Origin of the sequence: Streptomyces qinglanensis (assembly GCF_900111245.1) — a bacterium.
GTDB lineage: Bacteria > Actinomycetota > Actinomycetes > Streptomycetales > Streptomycetaceae > Streptomyces > Streptomyces qinglanensis.
Genome location: NZ_FOGO01000004.1, coordinates 435,622 through 456,824, shown reverse-complemented (window position 1 = coordinate 456,824; position 21,203 = coordinate 435,622). Strand labels below are relative to the sequence as shown.

Annotated in this window: 20 protein-coding genes and 1 pseudogene; 2 read left to right on the top strand and 19 right to left on the bottom strand. The window is 72.1% G+C overall.

Translation table 11 applies throughout. The features are described 5' to 3' along the window. Positions 1 to 94: 94 nt before the first annotated feature. The 10 genes from BMX65_RS11835 to BMX65_RS11790 form a co-directional block, all read right to left on the bottom strand. Entirely contained in the window at positions 95 to 1,678 is a 1,584-nt protein-coding gene (locus BMX65_RS11835; RefSeq protein ID WP_075000154.1) for an FMN-binding glutamate synthase family protein, read from the bottom strand. Between the two features lie 272 nt (positions 1,679 to 1,950). Next, complete coding sequence (locus BMX65_RS11830; protein ID WP_075000312.1) at positions 1,951 to 3,237, bottom strand: PP2C family protein-serine/threonine phosphatase; 1,287 nt, start codon at positions 3,235 to 3,237, stop codon at positions 1,951 to 1,953. A gap of 8 nt (positions 3,238 to 3,245) precedes the next feature. Next, entirely contained in the window at positions 3,246 to 4,292 is a 1,047-nt protein-coding gene (locus tag BMX65_RS11825; RefSeq protein ID WP_075000153.1) for a SpoIIE family protein phosphatase, read from the bottom strand. Then, positions 4,289 to 4,858: an ATP-binding protein gene (locus tag BMX65_RS11820; RefSeq protein ID WP_239502006.1), complete on the bottom strand. Its 570-nt coding sequence runs from the start codon at positions 4,856 to 4,858 to the stop codon at positions 4,289 to 4,291. Before BMX65_RS11820 ends, BMX65_RS11825 begins: the two co-directional genes overlap by 4 nt. Next, entirely contained in the window at positions 4,855 to 5,244 is a 390-nt protein-coding gene (locus BMX65_RS11815; protein ID WP_075000152.1) for an STAS domain-containing protein, read from the bottom strand. The genes BMX65_RS11820 and BMX65_RS11815 overlap by 4 nt, the downstream gene beginning before the upstream one ends. Further along, on the bottom strand, positions 5,241 to 6,152 hold the full coding sequence (locus BMX65_RS11810; RefSeq protein ID WP_075000151.1) for an STAS domain-containing protein: 912 nt from the start codon (positions 6,150 to 6,152) through the stop codon (positions 5,241 to 5,243). The genes BMX65_RS11815 and BMX65_RS11810 overlap by 4 nt, the downstream gene beginning before the upstream one ends. A gap of 532 nt (positions 6,153 to 6,684) precedes the next feature. Further along, positions 6,685 to 7,719 (bottom strand): ArsR/SmtB family transcription factor, encoded by a 1,035-nt coding sequence (locus tag BMX65_RS11805; RefSeq protein WP_075000150.1) that lies wholly within the window; start codon positions 7,717 to 7,719, stop codon positions 6,685 to 6,687. Positions 7,720 to 8,165: 446 nt separating this feature from the next. Further along, positions 8,166 to 8,645: a PDZ domain-containing protein gene (locus BMX65_RS11800; protein ID WP_075000149.1), complete on the bottom strand. Its 480-nt coding sequence runs from the start codon at positions 8,643 to 8,645 to the stop codon at positions 8,166 to 8,168. Positions 8,646 to 8,902: 257 nt separating this feature from the next. Further along, positions 8,903 to 9,802 carry a hypothetical protein gene (locus BMX65_RS11795; protein WP_143081834.1) on the bottom strand — a complete coding sequence of 300 codons (900 nt, stop codon included), beginning with the start codon at positions 9,800 to 9,802 and terminating at the stop codon, positions 8,903 to 8,905. 194 nt (positions 9,803 to 9,996) lie between these two features. After that, positions 9,997 to 10,383: a hypothetical protein gene (locus BMX65_RS11790; RefSeq protein ID WP_143081833.1), complete on the bottom strand. Its 387-nt coding sequence runs from the start codon at positions 10,381 to 10,383 to the stop codon at positions 9,997 to 9,999. A 480-nt stretch (positions 10,384 to 10,863) separates the two neighbouring features. Between BMX65_RS11790 and BMX65_RS11785 the strand changes: the two genes are divergently transcribed. Beyond that, positions 10,864 to 11,532 carry a sensor domain-containing protein gene (locus tag BMX65_RS11785; RefSeq protein ID WP_075000146.1) on the top strand — a complete coding sequence of 223 codons (669 nt, stop codon included), beginning with the start codon at positions 10,864 to 10,866 and terminating at the stop codon, positions 11,530 to 11,532. 245 nt (positions 11,533 to 11,777) lie between these two features. On the opposite strand, the gene BMX65_RS11780 is transcribed toward BMX65_RS11785, so the two are convergent. The 3 genes from BMX65_RS11780 to BMX65_RS11770 all read right to left on the bottom strand — a co-directional run bounded on the left by BMX65_RS11780 (position 11,778) and on the right by BMX65_RS11770 (position 13,443). Next, positions 11,778 to 12,197: a carboxymuconolactone decarboxylase family protein gene (locus tag BMX65_RS11780; protein ID WP_075000145.1), complete on the bottom strand. Its 420-nt coding sequence runs from the start codon at positions 12,195 to 12,197 to the stop codon at positions 11,778 to 11,780. Continuing rightward, positions 12,194 to 12,619 (bottom strand): MerR family transcriptional regulator, encoded by a 426-nt coding sequence (locus BMX65_RS11775; RefSeq protein ID WP_075000144.1) that lies wholly within the window; start codon positions 12,617 to 12,619, stop codon positions 12,194 to 12,196. The genes BMX65_RS11780 and BMX65_RS11775 overlap by 4 nt, the downstream gene beginning before the upstream one ends. A 170-nt stretch (positions 12,620 to 12,789) precedes the next feature. Further along, complete coding sequence (locus tag BMX65_RS11770) at positions 12,790 to 13,443, bottom strand: TetR/AcrR family transcriptional regulator (protein ID WP_075000143.1); 654 nt, start codon at positions 13,441 to 13,443, stop codon at positions 12,790 to 12,792. 424 nt (positions 13,444 to 13,867) lie between these two features. Between BMX65_RS11770 and BMX65_RS11765 the strand changes: the two are divergent. Further along, positions 13,868 to 14,485, top strand: a pseudogene (locus BMX65_RS11765) (DUF5701 family protein); the annotation flags it as partial. Between the two features lie 172 nt (positions 14,486 to 14,657). On the opposite strand, the gene BMX65_RS11760 reads toward BMX65_RS11765, so the two are convergent. The 6 genes from BMX65_RS11760 to BMX65_RS11735 form a co-directional block, all read right to left on the bottom strand. Next, the gene (locus tag BMX65_RS11760) at positions 14,658 to 15,269 is read right to left on the bottom strand and encodes a TetR/AcrR family transcriptional regulator (protein WP_075000142.1); all 612 of its coding nucleotides are present in this window, start codon (positions 15,267 to 15,269) and stop codon (positions 14,658 to 14,660) included. Positions 15,270 to 15,369: 100 nt separating this feature from the next. Further along, complete coding sequence (locus BMX65_RS11755) at positions 15,370 to 16,278, bottom strand: 3-hydroxybutyryl-CoA dehydrogenase (protein ID WP_075000141.1); 909 nt, start codon at positions 16,276 to 16,278, stop codon at positions 15,370 to 15,372. Between the two features lie 116 nt (positions 16,279 to 16,394). Continuing rightward, a complete protein-coding gene (locus BMX65_RS11750; protein WP_075000140.1) occupies positions 16,395 to 17,567 on the bottom strand; it encodes an acyl-CoA dehydrogenase family protein in 1,173 nt (390 codons plus the stop codon). Between the two features lie 115 nt (positions 17,568 to 17,682). Beyond that, complete coding sequence (locus BMX65_RS11745; protein WP_075000139.1) at positions 17,683 to 18,855, bottom strand: acyl-CoA dehydrogenase family protein; 1,173 nt, start codon at positions 18,853 to 18,855, stop codon at positions 17,683 to 17,685. Positions 18,856 to 18,918: 63 nt separating this feature from the next. Continuing rightward, the gene (locus BMX65_RS11740) at positions 18,919 to 20,991 is read right to left on the bottom strand and encodes an acetate--CoA ligase family protein (RefSeq protein ID WP_075000138.1); all 2,073 of its coding nucleotides are present in this window, start codon (positions 20,989 to 20,991) and stop codon (positions 18,919 to 18,921) included. A 1-nt stretch (position 20,992) separates the two neighbouring features. Further along, on the bottom strand, positions 20,993 to 21,184 hold the full coding sequence (locus tag BMX65_RS11735; RefSeq protein WP_075000137.1) for a ferredoxin: 192 nt from the start codon (positions 21,182 to 21,184) through the stop codon (positions 20,993 to 20,995). Between the last annotated feature and the right edge of the window lie 19 nt (positions 21,185 to 21,203).

The window sequence follows — 21,203 nt, the reverse complement described above, 5'->3', positions numbered from 1 at the left end:
CTGTCCCGCAGCCGCCGAGCGGTGCGGTGTGGCCCGTTCGTACGCGCCGCACCGCACCGCTCGACCGTCGTGCGTGAGAACGACGAGGTACGGGTCAAGCAGCCGCGAAGCGGTCCGGGTCGGCGGCGGCCCAGTCGGCGGCCCAGTCCTCCGGCGGGTCCTTGAGCAACTGGCCGGGGGTGAGCCACTCGTGCAGTTGCGCGGCGGAGCGGATGGTGACGGGGTCCAGGCGGCGGCACAGCATGTGCGGGCCCAGCTCGCTCACCGATCCCGCCCCCATCGCGGCCATGATCCGCTGGGCACTGCGGACCGTGGCGTCCTGGAAGCGCTGCACGCGCGCTGACTTGTCGGTGACGTCGAGCGCCCGGGCACGCCGCGGATCCTGGGTGGCGACGCCGCTGGGGCAGGCGTTGGTGTGGCAGTTCATGGCCTGGATGCACCCGACCGCGAACATCATGCTGCGAGCCGCGTTGGTGTAGTCGGCACCCTGGATCAGCCGCTTGACGATGTCGGCGCCCGTGGCCACCTTGCCGCTCGCGCCGATGCGAATCCCCTCCCGCAGTCCTGTGCCGACCAGCGCGTTGTGCACCGTCATCAGCCCCTCGGACAACGGGAGGCCCATGTGGTCGCAGAACTCCAGCGGTGCGGCACCCGTTCCGCCCTCGGCACCGTCGACGACGATGAAGTCGGGCGTGGTCCCCTCCGCGAGCATGGCCTTGCACAGGGCCAGCACATCGCGCCGGCTGCCGACGCACAGCTTGGCGCCGACGGGCTTGCCGCCGGCCAGCTCCCGCATCCGGGCCAGGAACCGGACCAGCTCGCGCGGTGTGGAGAACACCCGGTGGTAAGGCGGCGAGATCACGGTCCGGCCCTCCGACACCCCGCGCACCCGCGCGATCTCGGCGTTCACCTTCCCGCCGGGCAGCACACCCCCGATACCCGGCTTGGCCCCCTGGGAGAGCTTCAGCTCCACACACTTGACCTGATCGAGCGCGGCCTTCTCGGCGAACTGGTCCGGGTCGAAGTCGCCGTCCTCCGTACGGCAGCCGAAGTACCCGGTGCCGATCTCCCACACCAGGTCGCCGCCGTGCCGCAGGTGGTAGTCGGATATGCCGCCCTCGCCGGTGTCGTGCGCGAAGCCGCCCAGCGCAGCGCCCTGGTTGAGGGCGAGAACGGCGTTGGCGGAGAGCGATCCGAAGCTCATCGCCGACACGTTGAGCAGCGCCATGTCGTAGGGCTGCGTGCACTCCGGGCCGCCGACGCGCGCGGACGGCGGCGTGTCGGGGACCGGCACCGGGCCCAGGGAGGGGGTCAGGAACTCGTAACCGGTGGCGTAGAGGTCCCGCTCGCTGCCGAAGGGCTCCTCGGCGGCGGTGCCCTTCGCCCGCTGGTAGACGAGGTCGCGGGTGTCGCGGTCGTAGGGGCGCCCGTCGTGGTTCCGCTCGATGAAGTACTGCTGCAGCTCCGGACGGATGCTCTCCAGCAGGTACCGCAGATGGCCCAGCACCGGGTAGTTGCGCAGCACCGCGTGCTTGCGCTGGAGCAGGTCGTACACGCCGACCGCGGCGGGCACGAGCAGCAGCGCGGCGGGCAGCCACCACCACGGGGACTGCACGGACAGGGCGGCGGCCAGGACGGCCGCGAGCGCGAGAGCTGCGACGCTGAGAATTCTGATCACTGTGGAGACGGTCCCTGGTCGGCGGCGAGGCGGCTGGTGCGGCGGCCGAGGCGCACCACGGGTGCCCTCGCCCCGGGGCGCGCGGCGCCGGGTGCCGACGTGATCACGCTCGCCGCCTCCTCCGTACGGCGGATATGGCGTGTGCACCGGTCCGTGTGCCCGACACGGAGAAGTTCACGCCCCCGAGGTGGCAGGGCCCCGGTACGATCACGCGTCGGCGCCGACCGGATCCCCGGCACACCTGCCGCTCACCGGCGGCGCAGCCGCCCCGCTCACGTGCGGGGTACCCGCAGTGCCAGGGCGAGGGTGTCGTCCGGGTGCAGCACGACGGTGTGCATGTCCTCGGCGATCGCCTCGGGGATCTCCTCGATGGGGCGCCTCCGGTGCCGGGCCGCGGAGGCGACCAGCCGGGCCTCGCCCTCCAGGGGGTCCTTGCGGCTCTCGGTCAGCCCGTCGGTGTAGAGCACCAGCAGGTCACCGGGGGCGAGGCGGGCCCGCAGCACGTCCTCGCTGCCCGGCAGCGGGAAGCCCACTCCCCGCCCGGACACCTGGAGGTAGGCGGTGGTGCCGTCCTCCCGTACGACCAGAGCCGGCGGATGGCTGCCGTTGGCCAGCAGCACCTCTCCGCCGTCGGGATCCACCCGGGCGAGCAGGACGGTGGCCAGCAACTGCGGATCGATGCTGGCCAGGATCTCGCTCGCCCGCTCGACGATGGTCCCCGGCGGGTGGCCCTCCAGAGCGAGCGTCCGCACGGTCTGGGTGACGTTCAGGGCGGCTCCGGTACTGCGGACCCCGTGTCCCAGCGCGTCGACCACGGTGATGTGCACCGTGCCGTCGGGCAGCCGGAACCAGTCGTAGAGGTCACCGCCGGTGGGGGCGTCGGTGTCCGCCGGGGCGTAGTGCACGGCCAGTTCCAGGCCGGGCACGGTGAGCGGTGCGGGACGCAGCGCGTCCTCCAGCTCGCGCAGCATCTGGCCGTGGGCACGCCGCAACTGCTCGTCGCGTTCCTCGAGCTGGACGTAGAGGGCCAGGACACCGCTGTTGGTCTCCTCCAGCTCCTCCTTCAGCAACCGGTGCTCGGCCTCCACGGCGTCGCAGCGGTCCAGTACCGCGCGCAGCTCCTCGTGGACCGCCTCCCCGTCGGGGACCGCCTCCCGGACAGGGGCCATGTCACCGTCGGGGACCGTCTCGCCGTCGGGGAGGTGCCCGGCTCCGTTCCCGGACGTGCGCGGCGGAAGGTGCCATACCGCGGCACCGTCCGCGTCGGCCGTGGCGGGCAGCGGCAGTCCGTCGAGCGCTCGCCGGCCGGCCTCGCAGGCGGTGCCCACGGGCGCCAGAACGCACGCGAGGGCTTCGCCGCCGTGCGTCTGCCCCGCCCCTGCCGAGGAGAGGCGGACCCGGACGCCGCGGCCTTCGACGAGTTCGTCCCGTGCGACGGCGGCGACGGAGACCACCAGCCGGGCCCGCAGCTCGGCCGGGACACCGTGGGTCCGGGCGAGGCGGCGCACTGCTCGCCGCACCCCGCCCAGCGTGGTCAGATGCCCGCTCTCCTGTCTCATCAGCAGCCTCATCGCAGTCCTGTCAGTGCCAGTGCGGTGGCGTCGTCCCGGAGCCGGCGGTGCCGATGTGCCAGAGCCGCGGGCAGCAGCGGCGCCGGCAGGTGCGACAGGAACCGGGAGGGATCGTGCGACCAGCGGGCCTGTATCCCGTCGGAGTGCACCACTGCCAGGCGGTCGGCCTCCAGCGGCTCGGTGCGGACGTGCGGAGTGGGAAGGTTCCACCCGACGATCCCCGGGCGGCTCTCGATCCGCCGCGGGGGCCGGTCGTGGTGGAGCACGCAGACGCGCACGTTGCCGACCCCGCAGAAGTGCAGCCGTCCGGGTTCGAGGCGCACCAGCCCGACGGCGGCGCCGCGGGTGTGCCGCAGAGCCCGGTGCATCTCCGACATGAGCGCCGGGAGGGCGCTGTCCGGTGCCTCCCGCGCGATGCGCAGCGCCAGTCGCGCGGCGCGGGCCGCGGCCTCGCCGTGCCCCAACCCGTCGACCACGGCCGCCGTCACCTGCCCGGCGGTGGCGTGCAGCGACCAGCCGTCCCCGCAGTGCTCCTCGCCCTCGGCAGGCAGACAGATCGCGCCCACACGGTGACCCGGCAGCCCGTCCCGACCGGACGGTCCGGCAGGCCCTCCGGCCGGGGAGCCGCCGCGGGGTGTCAACCGGGCGGAGGCGACGGTGCCGTCCGGTACCCGGGTGCGGATCACGAAGGCGTCCGCGACCCGGCTGACCGCGCCCAGACCGGTGCCGAGCGTGTTCGTGGTGGTGTAGCCGTCGGCCAGGCAGCGCTGCAACTCGCCCATTCCCGGACCGCGGTCGACGGCCAGCACCTCGAATCCTTCGCCCGTCGGAAGGGGCTGGAGGTAGACGACGCCGTCCCCCGCGTGCTTGTCCAGGTTGCTGGCCAGTTCGCTGGCCACAGCGGCCGCCTGGTCCGGCAGCGAGCCGTCCAGCCCGCACTGCCGTGCCGTACGCCGGGCCAGCTCGGCAGCCAGATGGACGGCGCTGTGGTGATCGATGCGTACCTGTGCCGTCGGCACGGTGCCGAGCTCGCCTCCGCTCACCGCTCGCTCCACCGTACGGCGGTGACCACGGCTCCGCTGCCCGGCTCCGAGCGCACCTCGAACTCGTGCATGAGCCGCCGCGCCCCGCCCAGGCCGTGCCCCAGTCCCGCCCCTGTGGTGTACCCGTCGGCCAGCGCGCTCGGCAGGTCGTCGATGCCGGGGCCCTCGTCCCGCACCGTCAGCCGCACCCCCCGCCGGATGCCGTGGCGCAGCAGCTCGATGGTCAGCGCGCCTCCGCCGCCGTGCACATAGGCGTTGCGGGCCAGTTCGCTGGCGGCGGTGACGACCCGCGTCTGGTCGACGAGGCTGAACCCGGCCTCCACGGTGGCGGCGCGCACCGCGTGCCGCACCAGCAGCAGGTCCTCGTCCGTGCGCACCGGATGGGTGACGGCGTCGGAACCCTCCGCCTCGGCGGGCGAGCCGCCGGCAGGCTCCTGGGGGCGCTCCCGGGGTTCCGCGCGCCTGCCCGGGGTCGCGGGATCAGCAGTCCGGCCGTGCGCGGGGGCCTGCTGTCCGGGGACCAGCCGCTCGCCGCGCTCGCCGTCAGCCGCGCCGAAGGTCCTCACGTCGGCGGCTCCTGCAGGCCGGAGGACGAGTGGCGCCAGCCCAGGGCGGACATGCCCTGTTCCGCGTTCAGCGCCGTCTCCACGCCCTTCAGTTCGATGCCCAGCTCCACCAGGGTGATGGCCACGGCGGGCCGCATGCCGGCCACGACCACGCGGGCTCCCAGCAGTTGCGCCATCGTCGAGAGTTCCATCAGCGCACGCGCCACGAAGGAGTCGATGATCTCCACGCGGGAGATGTCGATCAGCACGCCGCGGGCCCGGTCGGAGACGATGCGGTCGGTCAGTTCCTCGGCCAGCGCGAGGGCCGAGGAGTCGTCGAGTTCGTTGAGCAGGCCGGTGACCAGCGTGTCGCCCAGCCGCAGAATCGGTACCGGTCCTCCCCTCACGGCGCCGCCCGCACCTCCGGCGCGCCGGGCGCCGCCAGCGGGCCGGAGACGGTCCCGGTCCCGTCCTCCCCCGTCAGCCGCACCGCGGTGGCCAGGGCGTCCGCCAGATTGGCGCGGGTGAGGATGTCCGAGAGGTCGATGCCCAGTTGGACGATGGTCTGGGCGATGGCGGGCCGGATCCCGCTGATGACACAGTCGGCGCCCATCATCCGTACCGCCTGCACGGTCTGCATCAGGTGCTGGGCGACGGACGTGTCCACCGTCGGCACTCCGGTGATGTCGATGATGGCCACCGTCGCCTCGTGCTGCTGGATGGCCTCCAGCAGGGTCTCCATCACCACCTGGCTGCGCGCGGTGTCCAGGGTGCCGACCAGCGGCACGGCGAGAACGTGCCGCCACAGCCGCACCACCGGCGTGGAGACCTCCAGCAACTGGCGGCTCTGCCGGCGGATGATCTCCTCGCGGCCCTCGACGTAGGTCTCGAAGCACAGTGCCCCGGCGGCGTCCAGCAGCCGGTTGAGCAGCAGGGCGGCCGCCAGCATGTCGTCGGCCGCGAGGGACTCCTGCTGGGCCGCCTCCAGCAGCACGTCCTTCAGCGCCAGCACGGACAGCGAGGTGGCGGTCGGCGAGGAACCCGCACGTGCCCGCCGCATCGACATGTCGACCACCGCCTCGCGCAGCTCCTGGTGGGAGGCGACGACCCGGTCCGTGGGCAACTCGCTCGCCATCCCCCGGCGCAGCGCGGCGACCAGCGCGTCCGCCTCCTCGTGCAGGTCCTCCTGGGCAAGACCCTCACTCAGCGAAACCCGCTCCACCTGCTGCCGCACCCAGCGGTCGGCGATCTCGTCGCCCCGCCGCACCAGCACCTCGCACAGGCGCTCGCGCAGGGCGGACTCGGTGACACTCATCAACGGACCCCTTCACTCACACATTTGACTGTCGTACCCACCCGGGCACCGCACACCCACCGGGGACTGCCGCCGGGCGGGTTCCGCCCGCACAGGACGGCACCGGGCACGGGGACGCGACCGGGGGAACGGGAAGGTACTCGCACGCAGCGGCCGGACGGGCGCCGGTCCGGTCCGGATCCGAACCCGTCCCCGGCTGCCTCGGGCGCCCTCCTCACCAGGGCGCGGGCAGGACCCGGCCGGGAGGGCGCGGCACGAACTCTGCGGCGGCGGCACTCATGAAACGTCGATGCTCCCGTCTGCTGACCTGTGGGGGACGGGAGGAAGTCGACGCGACGGCACGCCACAGTCCGCTCCCGCGGAAAGGCGTGCCTGCTGTCTAAGCACGGAGTTACTGCGTTCCTAGCATCTCACACCCCACCCGACTCCCCCGGCCCGGACCTCTCCCCTGCCGGGCTCCCCTGGCCCGGAGCACCCGCCCGAAGTCCCTGCCCGGCACATGCCCGCCCCCGGGTGCCTCCTCCTCATCCGGTCACCGGCCCGGAGCGGCGGGCTCCGCGGCCGGTCGGGGCAGGGCCGCCGCCGGCACGGTGCGCTGGTAGTACACGGAATTGCGGCTCCTCGTGCGGCTCACCAGGCCCGCTCGGTGCAGCAGGCCCAGGTGGTAGGAGACGGTCGAGGCGCTCAGGTGGTGCAGGGCCGCGAGCTGCGTGGTCGTGCGCGCCACCTCGAGGTCCGCGAGCAGGGCGGATCGGGTGGGACCGAGGACGCCCCCCATGGAGCGGTTCCTACCGTCGGGCGGAGAGGACGAGGGTTGGGGACGGGCCGGGTAGATGAGATATGCCGGACGCTGCTCCTGAGGGTCGACGCTCAGCAGCCAGGTGTGCGCCCAGGGCGAGGGGAACAGGACGAGGTGTCCCCCGGCGGGCACCTCGGCGGTACCCGGGCCCACCATGCGGAGGGCCCCGTCGCCGTAGCAGACGGAGTCGTGCAGCGACCCCAGCGCTCCTGCCATGCCGTGATCCGCGAGCAGCCGGGTGCGCAGAGCGATGTCCTCCGCGGCGCCGGCCGCGGCCTCCGACCAGGTGCGGGAGAGGCCACGCAGCCAGAACCTGTCCAGTTCGCAGGCCAGTTGGTTCGCGAAGTCCGCCTCTCCGCGGTCCGCGACCCTCCGCAGGATGCGCAGCGCGGCGAGCGCGGCGCGGCCGTGCTGGGACTGCACGCCCAGGAGGCTGTCGAGCTGCCGGGCCACGACCCGGCTGGGAGCGGAGGCGACGCGGTGCAGATCCTCATGCGGCTCGGGGATCCGGCCCGCGGCCGCCGGGGGCGTCAGGAAAACCGGCGCGTAGAAGACCGGCGCGAAGGCGTGCACCATCTGGCGTACCGCGGCGAGCAGATGCAGCCGCTGCTCCCGCAGCACACCACTGACGTGGCTGTATGACAGGGAATACGCGCCGGTCGTGGTGCGCGGTCGGTACGGATGCAGCAACGCTCCCGCGTGCATCAGCGGGGAGACCGCGAATCGCGTTGCAGCCAGCGCGTCCGCGCTCAGCGGGATGGTGATCACGAAGCTGCCTTCTTCCGTGCCCCTCTTTCGATTAATCGAATCACCTTCTGCTCAGCCACGTCCACCTGATGGACTCCGTCCCGGTGGGAATGTGGCGCATGCGGCCGCAAAACCGGTCAAGTACCCGTGCGCTGAGGCGCGCAGAGGTGATTGAAAGTGAAACCGGATCGTTCGGAGCCGAATGCCCTGCACCGCATTCCGGAGAAGGGCACCGGCCGGAGAAGGGCACCGGGAGAGCGCCTCTCTCCGGTGAGCTGGGCAGACCGCAGCGACCGGCCCGGAACACGGGCCTCGGGACCGGGAATGTACGACCGCGTCAGCCTCCGCACCGCCGTTCCGGCGAGGACGCCTCCCGGTTTCCCGACCGGTTCGGGGTCCGCGGCGGTCGCCTGCGCGAGGGCGACACCTCACCCTCCCCGCGGCTCCGCGCAGCGGCGGCCGGAGGCTCATTTCACCGTGTACTCGCACGGCTTCTCGGAGGCGCCGCCCTGGTTGTCCGCGACCTTCTTCCCGTCGACCGTGATGACGCAGTCCGCCGGGCGGAGCGTGCCGTCGGAGTCGGGTACGGAACCGGGTGCGACGGACACCGTGGTGCCGATCCGCTTCTGGGCGTCGGTCTTCAGGGTGATGGTCGAGGTCTTCTTCCAGGGCAACTTCACCGTCTCCATCTTGTTGGTGGCGAGGGTGTAGGAGATCTGCGACGTACCGCTGCCGCGGACTTCGAGAGCGACCTTGTGCTCGACCTCGCCGCTGCCGCTCCCCGTGCCCGGCGTCGGCTGCGACGTCGCTTTCGGTTTCGGCTGCACGCTCTCGTGTGCGGAATTGTCGTCCTCGTCCGCCGACGAGCCGCCGTCGTCGCGGCCGCCGCAACCCGTCAGCAGCGCTGCCGTGACGAGGACAGCCGTACCACTGATGACCTTGCGCATGTTTCTCCTTTGCGGATGGGTAGATGATCACAATTTCACGGACGGCCACCTCGCGGACGGGTCCCGGCTGTTCCCTCTCCGGGGGGCGGTGAGGAGCCACTGGCGGCGCCGGCGGGGATGCGCTCACGTGGTTCCTGCCGTCGCACACCGCCGGACGACCGCATGCCGACCTGGTCGTGCAGGGACGACCGAACACGATGCAGCTCCCCGTGGTGCCGGCGAGGCCCTCGGACGCGGTGGATCCGGCGCGACGGATCTCAGCCGGAGCGGCCGTGAGTGACCTGCTCGGCCTTGCGGGTACGGGCCCGGTGGAAGTCGCGCACAGCTCGCAGCCGCGAACGGTGGCGAGCCTCCGCTCGCTTTTCATGCCGAACGGTCAGCGCATCCACCACCCCGAGGAAATTGACGCGCAGTTGGCACCGGGTGTGGGCCACGGCTGCGTGGATCTCCTTGGCGGACGGTTCGGAGGAGCGCTGCCAGCGCGGATCGCGCGCGGCAGTGTACGGATTGGCCCGGGAGAGACCGGTCGCCTTCCGATAGCACTTCGCCCAGCGTTTGGTGACGGCCACGACACGCGGCTCCTCGGCGACGGCTCCCGCCGCATGCGCCCGCAGCCGCTGGACGAAGTTGAACGCGTCCTGCGCGCCTCCCGGGGAGTTCCCGGGAACCGGCTGGTCCAGCCCCGCGGACAGCCGGGTGTCCGCCTCCCCGAAACAGCCGTACTCCGGAATCCTCCGACCGTGGTACGTCTTCTGCGGCCTGACGTTCCGTCCTGCTTCGCGCGCCTCCTGCGCCCGATGCCATCCGTTGAGGACCGGCAGCATCGCCTGCAGCTCCCTCCGGTTCTTCTCCACCGACTCCGCGTCGGGCCGCGTGTTGCCCTTCACATGCTGCGGCGACTTGCCGGAAGGCCGGTGGAATCCGTGACGGCGGGCCTGTTCTTCGGGAACGAACAGGGCATCCTTCATCTCCCGGAGCTGGATGGCGATTCCGCTGTCCTCCGGGATGACGGGATGTTCCGCGGCGAATCCGTAGCGGCGCAGGCAGCTCCGGGCGAAGGAGTCCGCGGCCGCGGACATCGTGTTCTCCGCCTTCCGGGTGGGAAAATAGGCGTCGAGCGGGAGGGCCACCGTTCCGTCGGCGGTCGGCGAAGGCACCGCCCCCGGCTCCGGATCTCCGGACCCGGGGGCGGTGGAACACCCGCCGAGCGCCATCACCAGAACGGACAGTACTGCGCCCACACCCGGCAATCCTCTGCGCGTCACACGTCCCCCAAGATGCTCCGTAGAAGCGGTGCAACCGAGCAGGGGGCGCGCCTGACCGGCCCGCCCCCTGTCGAGTGCCGGGCCGGTCAGGTGACTCCCATGCCTTCCATCGCTCCGCAGTCCCCCATTTCCCGGCCGGCGTACTCACCGGTGCACGGGAAATAGAACATGTACCAGCCTTCAGGGGTGTAGGCCGGGTCCTTCCCGTCGCACGTCCGCTTGACCAGATGTCCGGATCCCTTGGCGTTCCAGAGCGGAGTGCAGTAATAACGCATGTCGTGGTAGTACCAGTGCTGTCGACGCGCGGCCAGGACGGCGGACTTTCCGTCCGCCACCGCGTCCCAGGCAACGAGCTTGTCGCCCTTGTGCTCGAACCAGCCGCTCACGTGCCCCGAAGTGTCCCAGGTCTCGGGCCCGTTCCGGCTGTGGGGCTTGTCCGATGCCATGGCGGCAGTGGGCATGGCGGTCGTCATACCAGCAGCGCAGGCGGCCACGAAAGCCACCCCGGCGGCGAATGCTCCGCGCCGCCCAGATCTCGCTTTCAAGGAATTCCCCTTTCCTTTCCACCATGTTGTTCGTCGTCGTTCGTCGTCGTCCGTCGTCGTCCGTCCTGAGTGGACCACGCCGACCAGGACTGGGAGAGGATGATTCGACGAGCCTCGAAAGTCCCGCAGCGCGCAGCGCCTTGCGCCCTACCGCCCGTGTGTGCAGTACGCCGGCGAACGGGTGCCGAGAGAGGCCGTGTTCTCCCCTTCCCGTTCCCGTGTGGCCCTGTCGACCTCGGCGCGATGCCGGTCAGCCTCCTCGGCGGCCCGTGAAGGACAGCCTGTCCCCCGGACAGCGGTGCTCTCCGTGCCGTCATCTACGCTGCGTGGTCGGGTTCGTGTCAAAGGGGGGGTCCAGTGGGAGTTTCGGCACGCGGCAGAGCGGCTGTTGCGGGGGCGGGAGTGCTGGTGATCCTGCTGGGGGCCTGCACGTCGGGAGCGGGTCCGGCAGCACCGGAGAGCAGCGACAAGAGCGAGAAGCACGTGCGGCACACCGAGCCGCTGTCGCGGGCGCAGTTGAAGAAGCTGCTGCTGACCCGGAACGACGAACTCGACACGGAGTACCGCCGGGCCTGGGACACGACAACCAGCGGCAAGGACTGGAAGGCGTCCGAGCCGGAGTGCCAGCCGCTGGTGGACGGTATCCGCCCGTGGACCACGGACCGGGCCGGCGCCCGGGCGAGCCGGCGCTTCGTGAAGACGCCCGAGGACTTCGTCAGTGTGATCCTGGTGTCCTATCCCTCGGTGAAGGACGCGTCGGATGTGATGAGCAGCCTGAGCTCGTCCACCAAAGCCTGCGCCTCGCCGTTTCGCGCGGGAGAGACACCCGAGGACAGCGACCCCTACCGGGGCGTGAAGCGGAGGGCCGGGCCGGACGACGGCGACCAGGCCCTCTCCTACTACCTGCGTACGGTCTCCTACGCCGAGGACCGTCACGAGTTCCCCCACCTCTTCGTGCACGTCCGGGTGGGGAACCTCATCGTCACCTTCTCCCGGTACGGGTCCTACCGCCCCGGAGACAACACCATTCCCCCGAACCTCATCACATCCCAGGTCGACAAGATCCAGACCACGTAGGACGCGACCGCCGACCGCGGTCTCCTCCGTGGAGGACAGTGGCGCCCGGACGCAGGCGCCGTCTCCAGGAGTCCGCCGGCTCCGGTCGGCATCGGAGGACCGCGAGGCCGGTGCTCTCCGGGCAGCGGCACCGAGGATGTGCGTGGAAATCGGGCACAGCGGCTCCACCGGGTCCGGGCCTTCCGAGTGCTGCCGGCCGATGTCTCCGACACCGCGGTTCGGAAGGCCGGGCCCGGTTGTCGCGGCTACTGGTTCCTGACGGGCAGCAGGTCCCGTTCGGCGAAGACCTTCTTTGCGACGAAGGTGGCGTTCAGGGCTTTGGGCATTCCGCAGTAGACGGCCGCGTGCAGCAGGGCCTCGACGATCTCCTCGGGGGTGAGCCCGACGTTGAGGGCCGCGTTGATGTGCACCTCCAACTGGGGTTCGCAGCCGCCGAGGGCGGTGAGCATGCCGAGGGTCACCAACTGGCGGTCGCGCGGGGGCAGGGCGGGACGGTCGTAGATCTCCCCGAAGGCCCAGGCGACGACCTGGTGGCCGAGTTCGGGGCTGATGTCGGCGAGGGAGTCGACGACCTTCTGTCCTCCCTCGCCGTCGACCTGGGTGAGGATCTCCAGACCATGTGCGAAGCGGTCCTGGCGGGTGGTGGCTGCGTCGGTGGCGCTCATGCGGGTGTGTCCGTTTCCGGCTGCTCAGTGAGCAGCTGTTCGTAGTGGTCGATCTTCGCGTCCAACGCGGTGGCGTTGCGACGCAGGCTGCGGATGCGCTCGGCGAGGCTGCTGCGGTGTGCGCGCAGCATGGCCAGCCGGTCGGGGACGGTGGCGGCCCCGTCGGCTCGCAACCGGGCGAAGTGCTGCATGTCGGTGATGGACATGCCGGTCTCGCGCAGCCGCAGCAGAAACTCGAGCCAGGCCAGGTCGGCGGCCGCATAGCGACGCTGGTTCCCTGTGGTGCGCCCCACCCGGTCGATCAGCCCGGCGCGCTCGTAGTAGCGCAAAGTGTCGGGCGACAAACCGGTCCGCTCGGCGACCTGGGCGATCGTCAGGGCGGGTTCCCGGTTCTGCTCGGGGAGGGTGCTTCCGTCGGCCATGAAGAAGACCGTAGAACTTGGAGTGTGCTCCAAGTCAAGCTTTACCCGGACGTCGTCTGCCGCCCGGTCCGGCACCGGCCACGTGCGGTGGTCGGCCGGCAGGCGTGGCGGATCCCGCCCGGACGGTCCTGGGAGCGAACGGGCGCCAGGCACCGGGCAGCGCACAGCCGTCAGGCGACGGCGTAGCCGCCGAGGGCGGGTTCGACGAGGCCGAACGCGTCCTCGGCCGCTGCAGTGATCTCGGTGCGGATCCGCGTCATGTCCTCCCCGGCGAGGGTGAGGCGCTGGATGCGGTCGAAGAGGATGCGGTGGACCGCGCCGAGCAGTCCGGCGGCGGTGCGTACGCCGACGTCGTCGGGTTCCGCACCGGTGGCCTCGGTGAGCGCCGCCGCCAGGGCGGCTTCGCGCAGATCGTGCAGTTCGCGCAGCCGGGCCGTCAGGGTGGGGCTGTCGGCGATCATGCGCGCGAACCCGGGTCCCGAGAACCCGGCGACCGGGTCGGCAGCGGCTACCGCGCCGCTGAAGGCGCGCCGCAGGGCGGCCAGTGCCGACTCGCCCGGTCCGCGGTCGGTGACCGCGCGGGCCAGCGAGGCGACAAAGGCGTCCTGGCGGTCCAGGGCCAGGTCCTCTTTGCGCGGGAAGTAGTTGGTGACGGTCTTCTTCGCCACCCGTGCGGCGGCGGCGATCTCGGCGATGGAGGTCTGTTCGAACCCCTGGGCGAGGAAGAGCCGGGTGGCGGAATCGGAGATCAGCCGGCGACTCTCCTGCTTCTTCGTCTCACGGAGTCCGGGCTGCGGAGTCGGCGGTGCGGTGCGGGTGGCCATGGCGAAATCTTACCCTCGTAGCATTTTTATGTTGACCCTCTTCTTCGTCTGGAGTATTTTTACACTGAAGGTACGACCGTTCCGCCGGTGCAGACTCTCCGCGACGGGTTCCCGTCGCTCACCCGCTCGTTCCTGCTCCCGCTCCCGTCCTGAGGGACCCCTGACCGTCCCTGCGCCCGCGTGCGCAGTACCGAACGACTGCTCCGCTGCTGCCGGAGCCCGCCCTCGTGTCCACCGCCGCCGCGCCCCGGTGAACCGGCCCCGCACGGAGCCGAACCGCTGCCGGGAAGCGGTGCCGACCCACCAGGGCCGGCCCGGCAGCACCCCGTCGGCCGCACCTGGTCGGCCGCACCCCGCCGACCCTCCACATCCGTTCCCCCGCACATCAGGGAGTGCTTTGCCCACCTCGACGCCCGCCGCCGCCATGCCCACACTCCCGGCGCTCACCGCCCAGGCAGAACACCTGATCGCTCTCGGCGTGCACGACCTGGCCGGGTTGCCCGCCCGCACCCTCCGCTCCTTCGCCGCGGAATCCGCCGCCGACGACGGCACCCTCCTCGCCGTCCACCCCGACCGGGTTCCGGCCTCCGCGCTCGCCCCGCTGCTCCGCCACGGGGACAAGCCCGGCTTCGTCGTCAGCGACATGGCCGACGTCGACCGCTTCACCCCCTCCGGCATCGACCTGCCCGACGCTCCCCTCTACCTCGCCACCGGCATCGACCGCGGCGACCACATGGCGAACTGGAGCCCGGAAGAGGCCCTGCCCGCCCTGGCCGAGCAGGGCCGTACGCCCCTGCTGCTCACCGAGGGCATCCACTGGGTGCTCAACCAGCCGGCAGCGCTGGAACGCAACCGATGCTTCATGACCATCGGCTCCCGGCTGCGCAAGCCCAACGGCACCCTGGACGCCCGCACCCCGGCCCTGTGGATCAGCAACGGCACCGGCCGGGACGGGCGGGAACGCCGCGGCGCCCCGAAGGTCGGCTGGTGCTGGTGGCGCAACCGGCACACCTGGCTCGGTTTCGCCTCCACGGAAGGCCGCGGAATCCAGGACCCGTCCCGTCCGGCGGCTCCTGGTGCGGTGTCCGCAGCGGCCGTCGGAGGCGATGACGGCCAGGCGGGCGGCGCCGGGCCGGGTGAGGTCGCGCCCGGGTGAGCCCCCACCGCCGCCGCAGCAGTGGTACGCGGCGCGCAAGGGGCCGCGGAGGTGGGCGTCACAGCTGCGGGAACTGCGGCGCGATCTTCAGCTCCCGGGCCGCCGTCGCCCACAGCGCCGTCTGCGCCGACGCGACGGTGACCCGGGGGTCGCCCAGCATCAGCCGGATACCGAAACCGTCGCACAGCGCCAGCAGCGTGGTGCTGGTCGCATCGACGTCGCAGTCGGCGAACTCGCCGCTGTCGACACCGCGCCGCAGGGCCTGTCCGACCCAGTCGTGCAACTGGTCGTAGAGGTCGACGGCGAGGCGCTGCGTGGTCTCGTCACGCAGCGCGCGCACCCACAGCTCCTGCCACAGCCGCCAGTCCTGGCGCAGCACCGGGTCGGTGGGCAGGAGGCTGTGCAGGATGCGGGCGAGGATGACGGCCGCGGGCACCGTGTCGGCATCCCGTTCGAGTTCGGTGCTGGTGTGGGCGAAGGAGTGCGTCATCGCCTCGGTGAAGAGCTTCTCGCGGTTCTCGAAGTGGTAATGGAGCAGCGCCGTCGACACCCCGGCGTGCTCGGCGACCATGCGCATGCGGATCTTCTCGAAGCCCACCTCGGCGATCACTTCGCAGGCGGCGGAGAGGATCCGCTCGCGGGACGCCCGGGTGCGTTCGGCGCTGGACACGTGCGTGCTCCCCTGATCGGTCCGGTGGCCGGGAGTGCGCCGGCCGCTCGCCTCCCCCATCCTCCCGCATCGGCACGGAAACAGCCGGAGTGGTGCCCGTTCAGCGGTAGGAGTGGCGGTAGGAATGGAAGCCGCTGCCCGTCTTCCGGCCCAGCATCCCCGCGTCGACCATGCGGGCCAGCAGCGGCGGCGGGGCGTGGAGGGGTTCGCGGAACTCGTCGTACAGCGATTCGGCGATGGCCTGGACGGTGTCGAGCCCGATGAGGTCGGCGAGCGCGAGCGGGCCGAGCGGGTGGGCGCATCCGAGCGTCATGGCACGATCGACGTCCGCGGCCGATGCCGTGCCGGACTCGACCATGCGGACGGCCGCGAGCAGATACGGGACGAGGAGGGCGTTGACGACGAAGCCCGACCGGTCCCGGGCACGTACGACCTGCTTGCCCAGCACCTCGGTGGCGAAGGACTCGGCGAGGCGGGCGGTGTCCTCGCCGGTCAGCAGGGAGGGCACCAGCTCCACCAGCGGCAGGACGGGAACGGGATTGAAGAAGTGCAGCCCCACGACGTATTCGGGGCGTCGGGTGGCGGTGGCGAGACGGATGACCGGGAGGGAGGAGGTGTTGGTGGCCAGGACGGCGTCCTCGCGCCGCACCACGCGATCCAGCCGGGTGAACACCTCCAGCTTCGCCGCCTCGTCCTCCGCGACGGCCTCGATCACCAGGTCCCGGTCGGCCAGCCGGTCCAGGTCGTCGGTGACGGTGAGCCGGGACAGGGCGGCGTCCCGGTCCGCCGCGGTGAGCTTGCCGGCCGCGGCTGCACGTTCCAGGGAGCCGGCGACCCTGGAGCGGCCCGCCCCGGCGGCGGCGGCGCCGGACTCGGCGACGACGACGTCGAGTCCGGCGCGGGCGCACACCTCGGCGATGCCGGACCCCATGAGGCCGCAGCCCACGACGCCGACGCGCTGTACGGATGGTGCGCTGCCCCTGGGCGCGGCGGTCACCGGCTCCGTCATGTGTGGCTCCCTTCCGAACGGATGGGCCGTCCCGGAGGGCCCGGGGCGGCGGTTCTCCGATCACCGGCGGCCCCGGCCGGTGGTCCGGGGCCGCCGGTGATCGGGCGTGTCGGCCGTCAGGTGGAGGGCAGTTGCAGGACGCCCGTGCCGCGCTTGACGAGTTCGCCCGCGACGATCAGGCGCTGGATCTCCGAGGTGCCCTCCCAGATCCGGTCGACCCGCAGCTCCCGGTAGAGGCGCTCGACCGGGTGGGAGCGGTCGTATCCGCGCCCGCCGAAGATCTGCAGACAGCGGTCGACGACCCGGCCGGCCGCCTCGCTCGCCGCCAGCTTGGCCGTCGACGCCTTGGCGTGCAGGGCCTTGCGGTCGGCAGTGCCCTCGGAGACCTCCCAGGCGACCTGGTGGGTGTAGGCCCGGTTCACGGCGATGTCCACCGCGCAGTCCGCCAGCATGCCCTGGATCAGCTGGAAGTCGGCGATCCGGGAACCGAACTGCCGCCGCTCCACCGCCCAGTCACGGGCCAGCTCCAGGGCACGCTCAGCGGCCCCGATGGTGCGCGCCGCGATCATCAGACGTTCCTCGGTGAACCACGAACGGGTGAGCTCGTGACCTTCGCCGACTCCGCCGAGCACCGCGTCGTCCGGCACCCGCACCTGGGTGAAGGTGAACTCGGGGTGCTCGTAGACGAAGGTGTGCATGAAGCGCGGCACCCGCGTCATCTCGACGCCGGGGGTGTCCTTGTCGACGAGGAACAGGGTCGGTGCCCGCTTCTCACCCGCCGCCGCGAGAACGATCAGGAAGTCGGCGTGGTCGCCGACGGTGACGAACCACTTCTCGCCGTCGAGGACCCAGTGGCCGTCCTCGGTGCGGGTCGCGGTCGTGCTGAGGTTCTGCGGGTCGGAGCCCGCCTCCGGTTCGGTCACGGCGTAGCAGTCGCGCCGCTCGCCGCGGATGGCCGGCATCAGGAAGCGTTCGCGCTGCTGAGGGGTGCAGACGCGCAGGGCGTTGGCGGGCCGCCAGACCGTGTCCCACAGGGCGCCGGTGAGGCGGCCCAGCTCTTCCTGGACGACGGCCTGCTCGACGATGCGGAGCCCGGCGCCACCCCACTCGGTGGGCATGTTGACGGCCTGGAGGCCGCAGTCGAGCACGGCGTCCCGGATGGCGGCGTGGGCCTGCGGGGGCAGGCCGTTGTTCTCCTCGCAGTCGTCTTCGTACTTCGTGATGAGGTCGGTGAGCCTGCGAGCCGTGCCCTTGAGCTCCTGCTGGCGGGCGGTGAGGCGGAAGTCCATGTCGGATCCTCGGGGATGCGGGGTGACGGGCGGGACAGCGGAGGCCGGGCCGCGGGCCGGAGGGGGACGGAGCAGCCGGAGCGGACGCGGTGAGAGGAGCAGGGGGATCCGGAGGTCAGTGCAGGGGCAGGGCGAGGGCCCGGGTGCCGCGCTTGATCAGCTCGTTGGCGATGATCAGGCGCTGGATCTCCGAGGTGCCCTCCCAGATCCGGTCGACGCGGACCTCCCGGTAGAGGCGCTCGACCGGGTAGGAGCGGTCGTAGCCGCGCCCGCCGAAGATCTGCAGACAGCGGTCCACGACCCGGCCGGCCGCCTCGCTCGCCGCCAGCTTGGCCGTCGACGCCTTGGCGTGCAGGGTCTTGCGGTCGGTCTTGGGCTGGTCGGCCTCCCAGGCGACCTGGTGGGTGTAGGCCCGGTTCACGGCGATGTCCACCGCGCAGTCCGCCAGCATGCCCTGGATCAGCTGGAAGTCGGCGATCCGGGAACCGAACTGCCGCCGCTCCACCGCCCAGTCACGGGCCAGCTCCAGGGCACGCTCAGCGGCACCCGTCGTCCGGGCGGCGATCATGAGCCGCTCGTCGGTGAACCACTCCTTGGTGAGCTCGTAGCCGTTGCCGACCCCGCCGAGCACGTCCTCGTCGGGGACGAAGACGTCCTGGAGGACGAACTCGGGGTGGCCGTTGACCGCGGAGTGCATGAAGCGCGGGACGCGGGTCATCCGCACGCCGGGCGCCTGCTTGTCGACGAAGAACAGCGTGGGCTGCCGGTCGGGCCCCGCGTCGGCCTGCACCAGCAGGAAGTCGGCGACATCCCCACAGGTGACGAACCACTTCTCGCCGTTGAGCAGCCAGCCTCCCGGCACCGGGTCGGCGGTGCTGGTGCCGGAGCCGGCGTCCGATCCGGCACCGGGCTCGGTGACGGCGAACGCGTCGAAGCGTTCCCCGCGGATGACGGGCAGCAGATACTTCTCGCGCTGCGCCTCGGTGCCGTACGCCAGGACGTTGGCGGGCCGCCAGGGGATGTCCCACAGGCAGTTGGTGACCTTGCCGAACTCCTCCTCGACGATGACCTGGTCGAGGAGGCTGAGCCCGGCGCCGCCCCATTCGACCGGCATGTTGATCGCGAACACACCGGCGTCGATGGCCTCGCGGGTCAGGGTGCGGACGGTTTCGGCCGGCAGCGGACCGCCGGCTTCCTCCGACTCGTTCTCGTAGCGCATGAGCCGCTGGGAGTAGGCGGCGGCGCGGGCCTTGAGTTCGGCCTGCTCGGGGGTGTAGCGGAAGTCCATGGCGATCCTTCCAGGCGGTGGGTGACTCGGGCCGTGGGGTGGGCGGATGGCGGGGGCGGCCGGTCAGGCCAGGACGGCGCGGGCATCCAGGGCGAGGGCGCCGTCGGGCCGGACGAGGAGGGGATTGACCTCGAGTTCGGCGATCTCGGGGTGCGCTGCGGCGACTTCGGTGATGCGGGCGACGGCCTCGGCGGCCGCGGTCACCTCGACTGCGGGCCGGCCCCGGGCGCCCGCGAGCAGCCCGGCGGTACGCAGTCCGCGCAGCAGCCGCTCGGCCCGCGCAGGCGGGACGGGGGCCAGCGCGAACGCGACGTCGTGCAGGGTCTCGGTGAGGATTCCGCCGAGACCGACCATGGCGACGGGACCGAAGCGGGGGTCCCGGTTGACGCCGACGATCAGCTCGACCCCGTCGCTGAGGTCGGCCATGGCCTCGACCGAGTAGGCGGGGGCACCCAGCCTGGTGTGCATCTCGCGGTACGCGGCCAGCAGCGCGGCCCGGTCGGGCAGCCCCAGCGCGACGCCGCCCGCGTCGGACTTGTGCAGCAGATGCAGCGCCTTGAGGACGTACGGCCCCTCGAACTCGGCTGCGGCGGAGAGCAGTTGCGCTTCGTCGGTGATGTGGCGGGCCGCGGGGAACCGCAGCCCTGCGGCGCCGAGCAACGCCCGCAGGGAGTGGTAGCCGGGGTCCCTCACCGCGGAGGAGGGCGGCGGCAGCGGAGGGATTGCGGCCGGTCCCGCGGGCTCGTCGACGGTGAGGGCGGCCAGGGCACGGGCGGCGTCCTCGGTGGCGCCGAAGACGGGGATGCCGGCGTCGGCAAGCAGCCGGCAACTGGGCGAGGCGGGGTACATGGACTGGACGACCAGGGGCTTGGGCCGCCCGGCGTGCGCGCGGACGATCTCCCGGGCGGCGCGGAGCTCGCCCTGGGCGAGGTCCGCGCCGCCGTCCCCGAGGTCTCCCTCCGAGGCCGCGTAGCCGCCGAAGTATCCGGTCAGCAGCACCGCGTCGACCTCGTCGGTGCTGAGCAGGGCGTCGACGGTCGTGGCGTAGGAGCCGGGGTCCTGCTCGCCCATGCCCGCCAGGTCGACGGGGTTGCCGACGGCCGACTGCTGCCAGAGCATCCCGCGCAGCCGGGCCTGGGCGGCCTCGCCGAGTTCAGGGACGTCGAGTCCGGCGGCCTCGGCCGCGTCGGCGGCGATCGCGCCGTGGCCGCCGCCGTCGGTGAAGATCGCGGTGCGCCGCCCGGCCCGGCGTCCCTGGGAACCGAGAGCGGCCAGCACGGTGGTCATCTCCCGGGGCGTGGCGACCAGATGGACTCCGGCGTCGCGGCAGGCGGCGGCCACCACGTCGGCCGAGGTGGTCAGGGCACCGGTGTGGGACTGTGCGCTGCGCGCGGACGCGCTGCCGCGCCCGGCGGACAGCAGCACGACGGGCTTCCCGGCCGCGGCGGCGGCCTCGGCGAAGGCCCGGCCGTCGCCGAAGTCCTCGGCGTAGACGGCGATGGCGGACGTGCCCTCGTGCCGTGCGCAGTCGTCGACGAGATCGACGAGGGTGACGTCGGCCTGGTTGCCGAGGGAGACGAACCGCGAGAACCCGGAGCCGTGCGGGGCGAGCCGCAACTGGAGTTCGAGGGCGAGGTTGCCGCTCTGGCTCAGCAGCGCGATGCCGCCGGGGGCGAAGGTGCCGGAGGCGAGATACAGCGCGGTCGTGTTGTCGGCGACGCCGAGGCAGTTGGGGCCGACGAGGACCGCTCCGGCGTCCCGGACCCGGGCGGTGATCGCGCGCTGCCGTTCGAGACCGGCGGCGCCCGTCTCGGCGAAGCCCGCCGTGATGGCCACCAGGGCGCGGGCACCACAGGCCAGCGCGTCCTCGACGGCCGCCTCGAACCCCTCGCCGGGTACGGAGAGCACGGCCAGGTCGACCGGTTCACCGATCGCGGCGAGGCTGGGGGCCGCGGTCCGGCCCAGCACGGTGCCGCCGCGCCGGTTGACGAGGTGCACGGGCCGGCGCCCGGGGGCGCGCAGCGCCTGTGCGGCGATTGCGTGCCCGTACTTGGCGGGATCGTCGCTGGCACCGACCACCGCGACGGACGTGGGGTCGAAGAGGGGAGTCAGGTCCCGGCCGGGCGTGCGGGCCATCTCACTTCTCCAGCCTGAGCGCGGAGTTGGGGCAGCTCTCGGCGCAGTCCCGTGCGGCGTTCTCCTCGCCGGGCGGGATGTCCGCGGCGACGACGGACGCGTAGCCCCACTCGTCGAGGGCGATCAGTGCGGGGGCGTGTTCCTGGCACAGCCCGTAGCCCTGGCACCGGGTGGAGTCCAGCAGGAGTTTCATCGGGGTCCTTTCGACTGCC